General features: G+C 38.6%; 15 protein-coding genes and 1 other annotated feature. Of the genes, 12 read left to right on the plus strand and 3 right to left on the minus strand.

The window, feature by feature from the left end:
* The first annotated feature begins 6 nt into the window (after window positions 1-6).
* Window positions 7-558 (plus strand): 5' nucleotidase, NT5C type, encoded by a 552-nt coding sequence (locus CD33_RS15835; protein ID WP_036202187.1) that lies wholly within the window; start codon window positions 7-9, stop codon window positions 556-558.
* A gap of 70 nt (window positions 559-628) precedes the next feature.
* Here CD33_RS15835 and CD33_RS15840 read toward each other — a convergent pair whose 3' ends face one another.
* A complete protein-coding gene (locus CD33_RS15840; RefSeq protein WP_036202191.1) occupies window positions 629-1,177 on the minus strand; it encodes a biotin transporter BioY in 549 nt (182 codons plus the stop codon).
* Between the two features lie 318 nt (window positions 1,178-1,495).
* On the opposite strand from CD33_RS15840, the gene trhO reads away from it, so the two are divergent.
* The 4 genes from trhO (at window position 1,496) to CD33_RS15860 (ending at window position 5,515) form a co-directional block, all read left to right on the plus strand.
* Window positions 1,496-2,455, plus strand: a complete 960-nt coding sequence (gene trhO, locus CD33_RS15845) for an oxygen-dependent tRNA uridine(34) hydroxylase TrhO (protein WP_036202193.1) — start codon at window positions 1,496-1,498, stop codon at window positions 2,453-2,455.
* A 390-nt stretch (window positions 2,456-2,845) separates the two neighbouring features.
* On the plus strand, window positions 2,846-4,084 hold the full coding sequence (locus tag CD33_RS15850) for a DNA polymerase IV (RefSeq protein WP_036202196.1): 1,239 nt from the start codon (window positions 2,846-2,848) through the stop codon (window positions 4,082-4,084).
* 61 nt (window positions 4,085-4,145) lie between these two features.
* Entirely contained in the window at window positions 4,146-5,087 is a 942-nt protein-coding gene (rnz, locus tag CD33_RS15855; RefSeq protein WP_036202199.1) for a ribonuclease Z, read from the plus strand.
* A 197-nt stretch (window positions 5,088-5,284) separates the two neighbouring features.
* Window positions 5,285-5,515, plus strand: coding sequence for a hypothetical protein (locus tag CD33_RS15860; RefSeq protein WP_036202202.1), 231 nt, complete (start codon window positions 5,285-5,287; stop codon window positions 5,513-5,515).
* A gap of 251 nt (window positions 5,516-5,766) precedes the next feature.
* Here CD33_RS15860 and proC read toward each other — a convergent pair whose 3' ends face one another.
* Window positions 5,767-6,573, minus strand: a complete 807-nt coding sequence (gene proC, locus CD33_RS15865) for a pyrroline-5-carboxylate reductase (protein WP_036202205.1) — start codon at window positions 6,571-6,573, stop codon at window positions 5,767-5,769.
* 236 nt (window positions 6,574-6,809) lie between these two features.
* Window positions 6,810-7,030 (minus strand) — a binding site (T-box leader).
* A 153-nt stretch (window positions 7,031-7,183) separates the two neighbouring features.
* Here proC and CD33_RS15870 point away from each other — a divergent pair.
* On the plus strand, window positions 7,184-8,125 hold the full coding sequence (locus tag CD33_RS15870; RefSeq protein ID WP_036202208.1) for an MBL fold metallo-hydrolase: 942 nt from the start codon (window positions 7,184-7,186) through the stop codon (window positions 8,123-8,125).
* Between the two features lie 50 nt (window positions 8,126-8,175).
* On the opposite strand, the gene hmpA is transcribed toward CD33_RS15870, so the two are convergent.
* Window positions 8,176-9,348: an NO-inducible flavohemoprotein gene (hmpA, locus tag CD33_RS15875; RefSeq protein WP_036202211.1), complete on the minus strand. Its 1,173-nt coding sequence runs from the start codon at window positions 9,346-9,348 to the stop codon at window positions 8,176-8,178.
* Between the two features lie 228 nt (window positions 9,349-9,576).
* Here hmpA and CD33_RS15880 point away from each other — a divergent pair, with 228 nt between their 5' ends.
* The 6 genes from CD33_RS15880 (at window position 9,577) to CD33_RS15905 (ending at window position 16,379) form a co-directional block, all read left to right on the plus strand.
* The gene (locus CD33_RS15880; RefSeq protein WP_036202373.1) at window positions 9,577-10,020 is read left to right on the plus strand and encodes an RrF2 family transcriptional regulator; all 444 of its coding nucleotides are present in this window, start codon (window positions 9,577-9,579) and stop codon (window positions 10,018-10,020) included.
* 80 nt (window positions 10,021-10,100) lie between these two features.
* Window positions 10,101-10,850, plus strand: a complete 750-nt coding sequence (locus tag CD33_RS15885) for an SDR family NAD(P)-dependent oxidoreductase (RefSeq protein ID WP_036202214.1) — start codon at window positions 10,101-10,103, stop codon at window positions 10,848-10,850.
* A 173-nt stretch (window positions 10,851-11,023) separates the two neighbouring features.
* Entirely contained in the window at window positions 11,024-12,238 is a 1,215-nt protein-coding gene (locus CD33_RS15890; protein ID WP_036202217.1) for an argininosuccinate synthase, read from the plus strand.
* Window positions 12,239-12,301: 63 nt separating this feature from the next.
* Entirely contained in the window at window positions 12,302-13,672 is a 1,371-nt protein-coding gene (gene argH / locus CD33_RS15895; protein WP_036202220.1) for an argininosuccinate lyase, read from the plus strand.
* A gap of 514 nt (window positions 13,673-14,186) precedes the next feature.
* Window positions 14,187-14,831, plus strand: coding sequence for a hypothetical protein (locus tag CD33_RS15900; protein ID WP_036202222.1), 645 nt, complete (start codon window positions 14,187-14,189; stop codon window positions 14,829-14,831).
* A 201-nt stretch (window positions 14,832-15,032) separates the two neighbouring features.
* Window positions 15,033-16,379, plus strand: coding sequence for an MmcB family DNA repair protein (locus tag CD33_RS15905; RefSeq protein WP_036202223.1), 1,347 nt, complete (start codon window positions 15,033-15,035; stop codon window positions 16,377-16,379).
* The last annotated feature ends 165 nt before the right edge of the window (window positions 16,380-16,544 follow it).

Here is a 16,544-nt window from a genome sequence, read left to right on the forward strand (position 1 = left end):
CTTTTTGTGAGATTTGGTTTTGACATAGATGATACACTCATCAATTTAAGAGAACATGCTTTTCATATTTATAATCGGAAGCTCAATCAAAATATTGGAGTTGAGATATTCCGTGAATTAAAAACGGTAGAGATACATGAAGCCTTTGGTCTGGATAAAGAAGCCGGCGGAAAGATGTGGAATAGCTTATTGGAGGAAATCTATTTCACGGATTGTCCACTTTTCGAGGGTGCGAAGGAGTTATTGAACAAGCTTGATAGCGAAGGGCATGAAATCTTTTATATTACATCGCGCCCTAAACAATACTGCCAAAAGACCCGGCAATGGGTAAAGGAAAGAGGATTTCCTGTTAGTGAACAGCGCTTCTTTTGTGGAATGCAGGATCAAGAGAAAATAGAGATTATCAGAAAATTGAACCTGGATTTCTATTTCGATGATAAACCAGCAGTCCTGGATACATTAAGCGACATCGCAACAAAAGTATATGTTAAAGATCAATCGTACAACCAGGAAATCAATATTCCGAGAGTAAAAGAATGGGCGGGCTTTTCATATTAAAAAATAGAACGGGCTGTTTTTATAAGCAGCTCGTTCTTTCTTTTTTGAATTGGATACCTTTTACTCAACCTTATGCAAGTTGTTTAAGCAATTGGGCGCTATCCAGTCGATTTCGGACAATGACCCCAATCCAGGCTGCAGCGACTGCTTTGATAATACCGACGATGATAAATGGGTATACCCCACCCATGAATGCGGCAGCCCACGATAAGTCCGCGGAGAATTTCAGCCATGCAGTACCGAACGCCAATGTAACCACCATTCCGATTAGATTGGCGATGGTTGAGTGGAGATAGCTCACACCGAATTTTTCCATATAAAGGCCCATTAAGTAGGCTTGTACTAAAAATCCGATAATATACCCCCCTGTTGGTCCCACAAGTACTGCTAGTCCACCGGAGAAGCCTGAAAAAACGGGCAATCCGATTGCCCCGAGCAAGATATATAATAGAACTGCCAATGTTCCATTTTTCTTGCCCAAAATCGTGGCGATAAGCCCGACAGCCAGTGTTTGACCGGTAATCGGAATGAGCGGCAGCGGAATGGTGATTTGAGCAAGTACGGCAATGATTGCAGCACCGAAAGCGGTAACTACGTATGAATAAGTTTTAAATTGCATAAATTGACCCCCTTTTTATGTTAACTTTTTATAGAATTTAGTTTACACAAAAAGATTAGTATAATTTGTAAAAGATGTCAATCTGAATTTAAGGCATTCAAGTTTACAATTTAATAAGAAATCCGACTTATGTATGTTGTGGGAAGTGATAACTATATGATATATTATAAATCTGAAGCTATGAAACGAATGTTTCTTTACATCTTTGGACAGTGTGGTATATAATTATATCCGCTGTTTTTATTTGGTTTTTTCGAATGGGAACAAAAGATATACTATCAATATATCTTGCAAATATACATGATAGGTGGAATATAAATGGATTACAGAGTATTGCTTTATTATCATTATACGACGATTGAAGATCCGGCTGCTTTTTCGGCTGAGCACTTAAAAGCGTGTAAAGAGTTAAATCTGAAAGGCCGTATTTTAGTGGCAAATGAAGGAATCAATGGGACTGTTTCAGGGACTGTTGAAGAGACGAATGCCTATATGGAATTGATGAAAAATCATCCTTTATTTGAAGGGATAGTTTTTAAAATTGATGAAGCGGATAAACATGCTTTCAAAAAGATGCATGTACGCCCACGTCCAGAGCTGGTTAACCTAAGCTTGGAAGATGATATCAATCCACATGAAATCACAGGAAGATACCTTTCTCCTGAACAATTTTTAAATGAAATGCAAGATGAAAATACAGTCGTACTGGATGTTCGTAACACATACGAATATGACGTCGGTCACTTCCGCGGAGCGATTCGCCCGGAAGTAGAAACATTCCGTGATACACCTCAATGGGTTCGTGACAACCGCGAATTATTTGAAGGGAAACGCGTATTAACTTATTGCACAGGTGGTATCCGCTGCGAGAAATTCTCTGGTTGGTTAAAACGTGAAGGAATAGGCGAGGATGTCGGCCAATTGCACGGCGGTGTGGCGTCTTATGGTAAAGATCCGGTTGCAAAAGGGCAACTGTGGGATGGCCAAATGTACGTATTTGACGAAAGATTAACGGTACCGATCAATCAAGTGGAACATGTAGTAGTCGGAAGAGACCATTTCGATGGCACTCCTTGCGAACGTTACATTAACTGTGCAAATCCCGACTGCAACAAACAAATTATCTGTTCTGAAGAAAATGAATTAAAACACTTGGGTGGATGTTCGATTGAATGTTCAAAACACGAACGTAACCGCTACATCGCAATTCATAACTTATCTGAAGAATTCGTTGAACAACAAATTAAATGGCTGGAAAATCAAGAAGTAAAAGCCTAAATATAAAGATAGGATTGGTGAGGGAAATTCTTTTTTCTTCATCAATCTTTTTTGTATTTGGAGAGATTGTTGTCTATAAGAATTCGGCTAAGAGAGTAAATTAAGAGGCATATAATTATAATCATAACGCACTTTCGGCAGGCAGAATCGAAGAAGTGCATCATAAAGGGAATGAGGTCCTACACAGCAAGATTGTTTCAGAAAATGCATGATATGAGCAAAGAAGTCCTAAACCGTTAACTATCCTTTATGTAAATATTCTGCCACCGACAGACTTCTAAACTGGAACAATTGCCGATTCGTTGTTTAAAACATCTTCCTAAAATGCAACAGCGAAAAGAGTGTGCTAAAATTTAGGGTAACACTTGGTCATAATCGGGAGGTGAGGGCATGGGAAAGGCCAGAATTATTTTTCACGTTGATATGAATAGTTTTTACGCATCTGTTGAACAATCACATAATCCTGCGTTGAAAGGGAAGGCCATTGCCATTGCAGGAAACCCGAAAGAACGTCGCGGGATTATTGTCACCAGTTCTTATGAAGCCCGGCACAAAGGCATATATACAACGATGAATGTTGGCGAAGCACTACGCAAATGCCCCGAATTGATTTTATTACCTCCTGATTTTCCTAAATATCGTGCTGCTTCGAAAGCGATGTTCGCGATTTTACGAAGCTACTCAGAGTTGATAGAACCTGTATCCATTGATGAAGGGTACTTGGATATTACGGAAATTGCACAAGAGCGGCATCCGATTGACATCGCTAGAGAGATTCAATTAAGAATAATGAATGAACTCGACCTACCATGCTCGATTGGCATTGCGCCGAATAAGTTTTTAGCCAAAACTGCTTCCGACATGAAAAAGCCAATGGGCATTACAATATTAAGGAAACGAGAAATCCAAGAAAAGCTTTGGCCATTGCCGGTAATTGAAATGCATGGTGTTGGTGAAAGCACGGCGAAAAAACTTAATGCACTTAAAATCCATACTATTGGCGAGCTTGCCAATGTGGATGAGTATATCATTCGGCAATCTTTAGGGAAAAATGGTGTTCGCTTAAGAATGCGTGCCAATGGCGAGGATTCCAGGGAAGTGGATCCCAATGCCATTTTCGAAACGAAAAGTGTTGGAAATTCCACCACCTTGCCAATAGATGAAACAGATGTGGATGAACTGGAAAAGACTTTTTTTAAATTATCCGAAAAAGTTGCGGAACGATTGGATGCCAAAAAGTTATGCGGTTCCACAATCAGTATCCAAATTCGTGATGCAGATTGGCATAATCATTCTAAAAGCAAAACATTCCAAAACCCGGTTTATAACAAAGAGATGATTTTTGAGGAAGCAATCAAATTATTTCATAAATCATGGAATGGGGCACCAATACGACTTTTAGGAGTTACGGTTTCAAATGTATTGGAACGTAAACAATCAGTGGAACAACTATCTATTTTTAATTTTGAACATTTTGCCAAGCAAGAACCTATATACGAGCTCATCGATAGCATCGAAAAGAAGTTTGGAAAAGGTATCATTCAAAAAGGTGTAGAAATCGATAAAACCAGCTATGCCTCCAAAACCAGTTTCAGTAAGGATTTTCTTGAAGATTTAAAAGATCACTAGATGGAACTTTGGAATGCTAATATAAAAAAATCACTAAAACTAAAAGTACGGGAGAGTATAAATGCAGCTACAATTTCTAGGAACGGGCGCGGGAATGCCTTCGAAAGAACGAAATACCAGTGCCCTCGTACTAAAACTACTGGAAGAGCGCGGCACAGTTTGGCTTTTTGACTGTGGGGAAGCGACACAACACCAAATTCTACATACAACTATACGTCCGCGGAAAGTGGAGAAGATTTTTATCACCCATTTACATGGGGATCATATCTTTGGTTTGCCTGGTTTCTTAAGTTCGCGTTCGTTCTTGGGTGGGGAAGATGCATTAACGCTGTATGGTCCGAAAGGGTTGCAGGAGTGGATCACAGCCACGTTAGCTGTATCCAAAACCCATCTGACCTATGCCATAAAATTTGTAGAGGTCGAAGAGGGCGTTATATATGAAGATGATCAATTTATTGTTCGGGCCCGATTGCTTGAACATGTCATTCCTTGTTTTGGCTATCGAATTGAACAAAAACCTTTAAAAGGGGAATTGTTGATTGAAAAGGCAAGAAACCTGGGTGTTCCAAAAGGGCCTTTACTCGGGAAGTTAAAAAATGGTGAAGATATAACGTTGGAAGATGGCAGGAAGGTGTTCAGCCATGAAGTGACCGCATCACCAAAAAAAGGCTTCACCATCAGTATCTTGGGGGATACGAAATATTGTGAACCTGCAAAAGTTTTGAGCGATGATGCAGATATTGTTGTACATGAGGCAACATTTGACCATACAACGGAACATTTGGCAGCAAGCTATGGCCATTCTACAAACGTTGAAGCGGCAAAAATCGCGTTGGAAAGCAAAGCGAAATATTTAGTATTGAACCATCTCAGTTCCCGTTTCCTGCCTCATGATATCGAAGTGTTATTAAATCAAGCAAAAGCGGTCTTCCCCAATTCCTTTATCGCCCATGATCTTTCAAACTATGAATGGAAGAACGGGGAACTATTTGAGGAGCAATGAAAGCAATCCAAAAGGCATCGCCTTTTTTATTAACGGATAAAATGCTATTGAAATTTTATATTCTCAATTGAATCGAAGCTTCCCTCCTTAAAAGGTTGGTAAACAACTGTATTGTGTCGAAAAAAGGAGAGAATTTCTAGAAAATAATAGATTATTCGAGAACTTATCGATATGATAGTAGAGGGGGAGGGATTTTTATGAATCAACCAAAAATAAATCCCGCCGTTCTACGTTTACTAGTAATTTTTCCAAATGTATTAAGTTATATATTATTGGTTGGAGTATTAGTATATATCGCAACAAATTTTACGGGTTTAAAAACAGCAGGGGCACTTAATTTCTGGCTGCTTTTAGTTGCAATACTATGTCCGATGGCGATATATACTACATATTCCATCGTGAAACGTATTCGAGCGGGTGTATTATAATAAGTATTATAAAAACGCGTGGGCAATTTACTACAATGCCCACGCGTTTTTCGTTGAAAAAAATAGATTATTGTAAAATGGTGAGACATAAAATTAGGAAAAAATACACTTTTCGACAGAGTGAAAATAGTAAAAAACGACATTTCCTAGGAAATATTATGATTAAATGAAATATTTACAACAAAATAGCATATTGGTTGGCATAGCTTGAAATGGGACCAGTTCATTTTATCCACTATGTTGCTGCGATGCTATTGACCTTTCGCCAGTTCTCTCGATCGTGCTTCAGCACTTTTTATACAGGCATAGATGGCTTCATTAAAACGGTTATTTTCCAGGGCCGTAATACCGGCTTCGGTCGTTCCGCCTGGACTTGTAACTTTTCTGCGTAAAGTAGTAGGTTCTTCTTTCACTGATTGAAGCATGGCAGCAGAACCGGCAATTGTTTGGACCATTAATTGGCGAACTACTTCTTTGGATAAGCCAAACTCGGACCCTACCGCCTCCCAAGCTTCAAGTAAGTAGTAGAGATAGGCAGGGCCGCTTCCAGAAAGAGCTGTTACAGCATGTAGTTTATCTTCTTCGACTTCAATGACAATACCAATCGCTTCCATCATCTGTAGGTACAGCACTTTCTGATAATCATCAACTCGTTCATTGAAGGCGATACCACTCGCCGACATTCCGATTGTTGCAGACGTATTGGGCATTACCCTTGCGATCGGCCGATTACCAATGCCTTCCTCAATTGTGTGGATAGGTATACCGGCAAGTACAGAAAGGACTGCAGTATCTTTATTTAAGAAAGGTTGTATTCTTTCCATTGCGGGTTGGATATCTTTTGGCTTCATGGCTAAAATGATCAAGTCCATATCGCGGATCTTTTCATTATCATCCAATATATTGACAGCATAGCTTTCGCTTAACTCAATCAGTCTTTCAATTTTCGATCGATTTGTTACGTAAATATTTTCGCTAGGTATTACCTTTTGCTCCACCCAACCTTGTATTAATGCCTCAGCCATCGAACCGGCGCCGACAAAGAGTATTTTTTGCATAACAATCCCTCCATATAGTGATATTTATCCTGTTTTAACTTCCGTTAGAACCACCAAACTAAAAATGGGGCCCCATCGGGAATGAAAATTCATTTAAAAATAGCGAACTTACTTTAAGAGCCAGTTTTCGATCTTTTTTGGTCAAAAAGAGCATGTTGACTTATTTTTACTTATTAAAAGATGAAAATTTAATGGAAATGAAAATTTCCCCAATAAAAAAGCGTTTTCCTCCTTATACTAAGGACGAAAACGCTTGAGAGCTTTTTTCCGCGGTACCACCTTTGTTTGCCCAATTCATGGACACAACTCGAACCTCTTTAACGCAGAGGGAACGGTCATGTTTTCATGACTGCTCAGAAGTAGGTTCATCGAACTTAGCGGGTTATGCCACTTCCACCGAAATGTAGCACTCTCTAAAACCATAAATTCAAATACTTGTCTTCATCATCGCTTAATAATTTTTTGAATTATTAAAAATTATATGGCACACTTTACCAATCTGTCAATTATATTAGGTGACGAAATAATGAAAAAGAGATAAAATGATGAATGAATAGTAATTCATTATATGAAAAAAATAGTTTTACTTTCACTTAGAGGGGGATTGTCCGTGGATATACATAAAATTATCATTCCTACACCTTACCCGATAGGCGATGTGAATGCTTTTTTAGTAAAGGGAGATAAACTGTCGCTTTTTGATGTCGGACCTAAAACAGAGGAAGCGTTGAATGCCTTACATAAAGGAGTTCAAGAGGCTGGCTACAAATTGGAGGACATAGAACAAGTTGTTTTGACCCACCATCATCCGGACCATGCTGGATGGGTGGATGCATTTCCAAAAGCTGAAATCATCGGTCATGAGTATAATGATCATTTTTTGCGTAGGACGCCTGAATTTATGGCATACCGCACAAATTTTTATCGGGAGCAGCTGCAATTACAGGCGGTTCCTGAAAAGTATCTTGAAAAAATAGTTGAATCGAAAGATGCTCTTAAATTATATGGAAATACACCATTGACCCGGTACATTGAAGATGGGGAAGAAGTTCCAGGACATCCGGGATTGAAAGCGATATATACACCGGGACATGCACAAAGCCATCTTATTTTTATAGAAGAGTCGACAAATGAAGTCATAGGCGGAGATTTATTATTGGACAAGGTAGCTGCAAATCCTCTAGTGGAACCACCGACAGATCTTTCGAGTACTCGTCCGAAAGCTTTAATTCAGCAGCAGGAGTCGCTGATGCATCTTCGTGAGTTAAATGTATCAAAAGTGTATACAGGCCATGGCGAAGAAATCGTCGAAGTAAATGAATTGATTCACCAGCGATTGGAAAAGGATCAAATGCGGCTTAAACAACTGCTCAAACAATTCGACCGTCCGAAAACTGTACTTGAACTAACAATGGGGTTATATCAGGCACATTACAAAACGGAGTTGGGGTTAACATTATCAAAAACTTTAGGTTACCTAGATTGTTTAGTAAGAGATGGGCTCGTGGAAGAAAAAATTGTAGATGGCGTTTTGGTTTTTGAGCGCAATTAAAAAAATCCACAGGTAGCGCAGCACTACTTGTGGATTTTAGATTTTATTATTTAGTTGGCGTTTGCTAATGCATCCAAGGACATAGCCGGACCAAAGAATTCAAAATGGATGTTATCTCCAGCTACGCCAAGGTCACGAACGATAGAAATCACTGTTTCCATAAATGGAGCGGGACCACAAATGTAAACTTCCGTATTTTCCTTAACGAATGAAGCTAAATCTTCTTTTGTCACATAGCCTTTGTCATCTGAGAATAAGACGCGATAAGTACCATTCAATTCATTTACCTTTTTATTGATCTGTTCCTTGAAAGCAACCGCTTTTTCATTGCGCGCACATTGAATAAATGAAACTTGTCTTCCAAGCTCCATAGTTTGAAGCATTGTATTTAATGGTGTAACGCCGATGCCTCCACTCACAAACAATACAGGATTACTGTTAACTTCCAGTGTAAATAATCCGGCTGGAGCACTGACTTCAATTGTATCCCCGACGCTTAATTGTTCGTGAAGATAGTTCGAGACAACACCATGCGGATTTACTGCATCTTCCCGTTTCACACTAATGCGGAATTCGTTTTCATTGGATGGCTGTGATAAAGTATAGTGGCGGTTTGATGTATATTCATCTCCAGGCACTTTTACACATATCGTGATATATTGGCCTGCTTTATAGTCAGGTAATTTTTCTCCATCTTCCGCAACTAAATAAAATGAAGTGACTTCATCGCTTTCCGCCACTTTTTTAGATACTTTGAATGGTTTGAATAGTCTCCATCCGCCATCTTGCTCCGCTGCTTTATAAAGATCTTCTTCGATTGAGATAAATACATCTGCAATCACACCATATGCTTCCGCCCAAGCGTTGATGATTTCATCAGTAGCAGCATCACCAAGAACTTCTTTAATCGCTATTAATAGATTTTCACCTACGATTGGATAATGCTCAGGTAAAATACCAAGTCCGCGGTGTTTGTGTGAAATTTGCATTACAGCCGGAATGATGGCTTGCAAATTATCAATATATTTAGCTGCTGCTAAAACCGTATTGGCTAAAGCGGTTTGTTGGCGTTCACGCGCCTGGTTTGCACGGTTAAAGTAATTAAATAATTCAGGATGTTTTTTTAATAAATTGCTGTAAAAGGTTTTTGTAATTGTAACTCCGTGTTGTTCTAATACTGGTACAGTTGATTTAATAATGTCGATTGTTTGCTGTGATAACATATGATCACGTCCTTTCAAAGTCATCTTACGCCCGGCGGATTATAAAAGCAATATTCAAAATGCATCTTTAACAAATCTGACACAAAGTAGTAAATGAAATACATGTTTAAATACTGACCATAAATATAAAATGAAATTGCATTTTTAAATATTTTTCATTAGAAGATATTTGTGTAAAAAGTAAAATTCAAAATGCTATAATGAGGATTAGAAAGTGTGGTGTTTTTAGTGCGTTTGACCTTATATACAGATTATTCCCTGCGGGTGTTATTGTATCTTGGCATAAAAGGGAACGATCGTTTATCTACTATACAAGAAATTGCAGATAGCTATCATATATCAAAAAATCATCTTATGAAGGTTACCTATGACTTGGGGCAACTTGGGTTAATCGAAACCATCCGAGGTCGCGGAGGCGGCATACGCTTAAAAGCAAAACCGGAAGATATAAATATCGGACAAGTGGTGAGGCATACAGAAGAAGACTTTCACCTCGTTGAGTGTTTTGACCCCAAAAACAATTTATGTAAACTATCACCTGCCTGCAAGCTGAAATTTGCACTAAATGAAGCATTGGATGCTTATTTAAAGGTTTTGGATCAATATAATTTGGCCGATTTTCTGGTGGCCAAGGAAGAGATGTTCAAACTGCTCGGATTGGAACGGTCTTAAAAGGGTATAGATATAGTCTATACTCTTTTTTTATATCGCGGCATAGTATCAACTAAAAATGAAAGGAATATACATAATTAATGAATAGAAAAACAATTTTCATAACGGGAGCAACAAGTGGAATCGGTCGAATTATCGCAGAACTTTGCATTGAAAAAGGTTATGTTGTGTATGCAACTGGCCGGAATGAATCCTCTCTTGAAACTTTGTCCGAAAAGGGAGCGAATGTGATTCAAGGTGATTTATCGAATTTGGAGGACATTGATCGAATTTACAGCCAACTGCCTTCCATCGATATTGCAATAATCAACGCAGGCGTAGGTACATTTGAAAATGCATTCGAATTATCGGATGAAGAGATTGGCAATATGATTGATGTGAACGTAAAAGCCCCAATTTATTTAACAAAGAGATTGGCAAAAAATATGATTGGTCGAAAATGTGGACATATCATTTTCATTGGATCCCAAGCAGGAAAAGTGGCAACGAAAAAGGCAAGTGTATATGCAGCTTCTAAACATGCAATTACTGGTTTTGCCAATGGTCTAAGGATGGAATTGTCTTCATACAATATAAAGGTGACTGCCATCTATCCAGGGCCCATTGATACACCATTCCTGCAAAAGGCGGACTCTACGAATAAGTACCGCGAATTGATGAAGAGATATTTATTGAGTCCCGAGAAAGTGGCATATGAAGTAGTAAAGACGATCGAAAGGCCGGTCAGAGAAGTAAACTTGCCGAAAATCATGTCGGCAACAAGCAAACTTTATGCAGTAGTACCTCGATTGGTTGAAAAGCTGGGAAGCGGTTTCTTTAATAAGAAATAATACATGAAAGAGTAAATATGAACGCCTTATGTTTGGGCGTTTTTTAATTTGTTGTAAAAATCCAATATTTTATAAAAATACACTTGAATTAATTTTTATTAAGTGTTACGATTCTTGTATAAACAATTACATGTATGCATAAAAATACATATAATCTAACGGAGGTAAATACTATGGCTAATAAAAAAGTCGTTTTGGCATATTCGGGTGGACTGGATACATCAGTTGCAATTCCTTGGTTAAAAGAGCAAGGATGGGACGTTATTGCGGTATGTTTGGATGTAGGGGAAGGGAAAGACCTGGAATTTATCAAAAATAAAGCGCTCCAAGTTGGCGCGATTGAATCTTATATGGTGGATGCAAAAGACGAGTTTGCTGAAGAATATGCATTGATTTCTTTGCAAGGCCATACATGGTATGAACAAAAGTATCCATTAGTTTCTGCGCTTTCCCGTCCGCTGATCTCAAAGAAACTAGTTGAAATCGCAAATGAAACGAATGCCGATGCTGTAGCGCATGGTTGTACAGGTAAAGGGAATGACCAAGTTCGTTTTGAAATTTCAATTAAAGCATTAAACCCCGATTTGGAAGTTCTTGCTCCTGTACGTGAATGGGGTTGGAGCCGTGATGAAGAAATCGAATATGCTGAAAAACATGGCGTACCTGTTCCTGCAACGATAGACTCTCCATTCTCGATTGACCAGAACCTTTGGGGACGTGCAAATGAAGCGGGTGTAATGGAAGACCCATGGGTAGCTCCACCTGAAGAAGCATATGGGTTAACGGTTTCACTTGAAAATACACCCGACATTCCTGAATTTGTTGAAATTGAATTCATTGAAGGAAAACCCGTTTCATTGAACGGAATAGAAATGAAGTTGGCGGATCTTATCCAGGAATTAAATAAAGTGGCGGGTGCTCATGGCATCGGACGTATTGACCATGTGGAAAATCGTTTGGTGGGCATTAAATCCCGTGAAGTTTATGAAATTCCGGGGGCAAAAGTGCTGTTGACTGCCCATAAGGAATTGGAAGACATCACACTTGTTAAAGAATTGGCTCACTTCAAACCAATCATTGAACAAAAACTGTCAGAAGTAATTTATGAAGGTTTATGGTTCAACCCAATCCGTACCGCATTGGAAGGTTTCCTGAAAGAAACTCAAAAATATGTAAACGGGACAGTTCGAGTTAAATTGTTTAAAGGTCATGCAATTGTTGAAGGACGTAAATCTCCAAACTCATTATATAGTGAAGAGCTTGCGACATACTCAAAAGCAGATCAATTCAATCATGGTTCAGCCGTTGGATTTATTGAATTATGGGGTCTTCCGACGGTTGTGTCGGCAGAAGTAAATAAGAAAAAAGAAGTGTCAGCAAAAAATTAATATAGAAATTGTTTCAACCCGATAGTGTTTCTTGAGGGTCTGAATAGAAGTAGGTGTATGGGTATGACAAAATTATGGGGTGGTCGATTCCAAAAGTCTGCTGAAAACTGGGTGGACGAATTTGGGGCTTCCATTGGCTTCGATCAGCAATTGGTAATGGAAGACATCGAGGGCAGTGTTGCACACGTAACAATGCTGGGTGCTCAAGGGATTTTGGACTCTAAGGATGTAGAGCAAATTCTGGGAGGCCTGGCAGAGTTGAAACTTGCGGCAGAGGCTGGAGAACTCGAGTTTCGTGTAGCGAATGAAGATATCCATTTAAATTTGGAAAAAATGTTGACGGATATCATCGGGCCGGTCGGAGGAAAACTCCATACAGGCCGAAGCCGCAACGACCAAGTTTCAACGGATATGCATCTGTTCTTAAAAAAGCGGGTAGTGGAAGTTGTTGACTTGATAGGAACTTTCCAAAAAACGATTCTTCACAAAGCGGAGCAGCATGTGGAGACAATTGCGCCGGGCTATACGCACTTGCAGCGTGCCCAACCAATCAGCTTTGCGCACCATTTGATGGCATATTTTTGGATGTTGCAACGCGATAAAGATCGTTTCAATGAATCAATGAAACGTATTGATATACTGCCTCTGGGTGCAGGAGCAATGGCTGGAACAACTTTTCCAATCGATCGTGAAAAAACCGCAGAGCTTCTCGGGTTTAGCGATATATATCCGAATTCTATGGATGCAGTAAGCGATCGTGATTTTATCGTGGAATTTCTTTCAAATTCATCGCTTTTAATGACGCATTTGTCCCGATTTGCTGAAGAAATCATTATCTGGTCAACGGATGAGTTTAAATTCATCGAACTTGATGATGCTTTTTCGACAGGCTCATCCATTATGCCTCAAAAGAAAAATCCGGATATGGCGGAATTGATACGCGGCAAGACAGGGCGCGTTTATGGAAACCTTATCGGGTTGCTGACAGTGTTAAAGGGTACGCCGTTAACTTATAACAAAGATATGCAGGAAGATAAAGAGGGTATGTTTGATACAGTTCATACAATCCTCGGTAGCTTAAAAATCTTCGAAGGCATGGTCCGCACAATGGCGGTCAAAACAGAAAGACTTCATCAAGCTGTCCATAGCGACTTTTCGAACGCTACGGAACTTGCGGACTATTTGGCTGCAAAGGGTATGCCTTTCAGGGAAGCGCATGAAGTAACCGGAAAACTTGTCTTTACATGTATCCAAAGAGGCATTTTCTTATTGGATTTACCTCTTGTTGAGATGCAAAATGAAAGTAAGTTAATCGAGCAGGATGTTTATGACGTTTTAGCACCCGAAGCGGCGGTAAGACGTCGAAATTCCTTGGGGGGAACTGGTTTTGATCAAGTTCGCCTGCAAATTGAAAAAGCAAAAGCTCTTCTTTAAAAAATGGAAACAACCTAATTATTAGGATTGTTATATAGGCGCACTATTAATGTTGTACAGAGATGCACAATAGGTGCCGACTTTTATCGGGAAGCCAGAGGGTGACTAGATAAGAGAAAAACTTTATAAGCAACCATTACTTTTCCAAGTATTGGTGAACATATAAAGTTACATCAGCCGTTTCGGGGTCGCGAAGCGGTTTTTTGTTTTTCCCGATTCCTCAATGAAAAGGGATTTCGTGTAGTTAGCAATAATTTTCTAGCGTATAAAACATTTAAAAAGTAGGATTTGAAAGTAATGAATGCGCCCTTCTCAGATGGATCTAAACACCTGGAGAAAGCAAGACAATTAATGCGAGATAAAGTTTAATCACAAGAACATATCTTCAAAAGATCAAGTAATGTTAAACTAATAAGATACCATGAAGAGATTATTAGATATAGTAGATTCTTAATTGATTCTTCTATCAAAAAAATAACCACATACTTAATGAAGAAAAGGGAGAATTACATAAATGACAAACAAAAAATGGGAAGAAACCATCCTGGTTGCACCCCGTAACACACTATTCAACAATGAATCATTAGCCTTTCAAGGTACTGAACAACGTAAGGAAGTAGTAGATGAAATCATCGCAAACTTATCCAAGTCTTATATTTCCTTCCGTAGAGGTGCAACAACCGATCCTACACCTAAAGAAAATAACGCTGAAATCAATACGGACTATAAACAACCTATTCCATACGTATTAATCAAGCGTGGTAATGAAATCTATACATATGAACGTTTATCCGGGGGCGGAGAAGCACGATTGCATAGCAAATTATCTCTTGGTGTCGGAGGTCACATGAATCCAGAAGAAGGGATTTTTCAAGAAGTATTAATGACTAATCTAACTCGTGAATTAGAGGAAGAGTTAAGTATCCAATCTTCTGCTCGCAACTTACGATTTATCGGATTAATTAATGACGACTTAAATGAGGTAGGTAAAGTACATCTAGGCATCTTAGCAATTCTTGAATTATCAGATGATGCTACTGTAAATGTACGTGAAGTAGAACAACTTAAAGGTTATTGGTTAACTATTGATGAGTTAAAACAGTCCAGTACATATGACCGATTAGAACCCTGGTCACAAATTGCGGTAGACATTCTTTAGTACATACCTTTAATTGGCAAAGTAATTTTTCTACATATTAAATTAGTATGTTTAATTTAACACTTTTTTAGCTTTTTTAAGTAATCGGATGGCGTTTCCTCTTGCGAAGAGGATGATTTCTATTTGTGAGGAATCGCCACCTACAGTTCAATTATAGTTTATGCAGAACATTTTAGTTTGAAACATGTTAGGGGGGCTTATATGTTAACAGGAAAAGATGAAACCAGTATCCGCGTAATAGATGCACTTAATTCCGGAGAAAAGGTGAAAAATATTCCAACCATCTTTAACATTTCATTAGATCAATCTAAAAGACTATCACGATTCACGCATTTACTAGCATTAGGTAAAGAATATCTTAGTGAAGAAGCGTACAACAATTTATTACATCTAGGTTTAAGGGCATTGTCTATTGCTGAACTTTTTAAACAATCCGACTGGATTGGCATAGAAGATATTTTATCAGTAGTTGATGAACAGACTACTCGAAATGACTTAAAACGATTTAAAGCAGCATTGTACGAAAAAAGAGAACGTATAGAGGAATACCAAAAAGAAGTTAACAAAACCGTTAAATCACTTGAATTAAAGAATGATATTATCAAAAAACAGAGAGATGAACTTCTTAAATTAAAGGCAGAAGTCGATTCTACCGCCGAAGATTTTCAAAAATTCCCTTCAGACGCTCGGAAGTTTTTACTGGAACACGTAGGTATCTATGATGGCCAGTTTGTGTTGATTAAAAAGATTGATAGTATCTGGCACCGTAAATTAAAAAAGTTGAACATCACTAAATATGACGAGAATTACTACATCCATAGAATTACAGACATAGAGCACCTTGTTGAAGAGTGGCACTCGCGCAAGAAAAATAGAGGCAGAACAGAATGGTGTATAGATGTAGAGGAAAAAAGAGCCGCTAACTCCTTTTATGATTTTTCAAGCACCCCCTATTATAGGAATGGTCAATCCTTAGTACCAAAAAATTTAACTGAGCAAATGAAAAAGCTTGAAAACGATATTCTCCAAAACGAACAAACGATATTTAGTGAGCAAGCTACATTCAACCAGTTTGTTAAACAATCAGTTAGTACCTTTATCGAAAAGGTTGAAAAAACAGATTATCTATCTGCAAAGGATCTAAAAAAACATGGAGAACTTCAAGAAAAGTCGGCAAAGTGGCTTTATACAAGGGGATATATGGTAGCAACAGAAGTGGTATTGCCCAATGGTAGGCGAGCGGATGTAATCGGAATTAATGCTGATGGACAAGTAACCATTATTGAAGTGAAGGTATCCGCACAGGATTTTTTAAGTGACGACAAATGGAAAGAATACATGGCGTATTCTGACGAATATTACTTTTGCCTAGATCATGATTATCGGCTTCTAAGTAGTCACAAAAACGCTGCCGGTTTTCTTATCGAGCATAAAAATGGGATTAAACTCATTGCATCCAGTAAACTTGAGCATTCCTGTGCGGAAAGGGAACAAATCCTCTTTACTGTAGGAAGAGCATTATCGAAAAAGGCTATCTATGGTTACTGATAAATATAAAAGTGTACCGCGCACTTTTAAACGAAAAATTCATGAGGAAAACTGTCATGGTCACTTCGTGTGAATAACCCCCAAATTTATCAGATATTTACATTCTCTCCCCAGATACTATTCCTTCGCTTTCTTCCATCATTCTTAAATGGAATTGATTCTAAA

It is taken from the genome of Ureibacillus sinduriensis BLB-1 = JCM 15800, from assembly GCF_000772955.1.
In the GTDB taxonomy this organism is placed as follows: Bacteria; Bacillota; Bacilli; order Bacillales_A; family Planococcaceae; genus Ureibacillus; species Ureibacillus sinduriensis.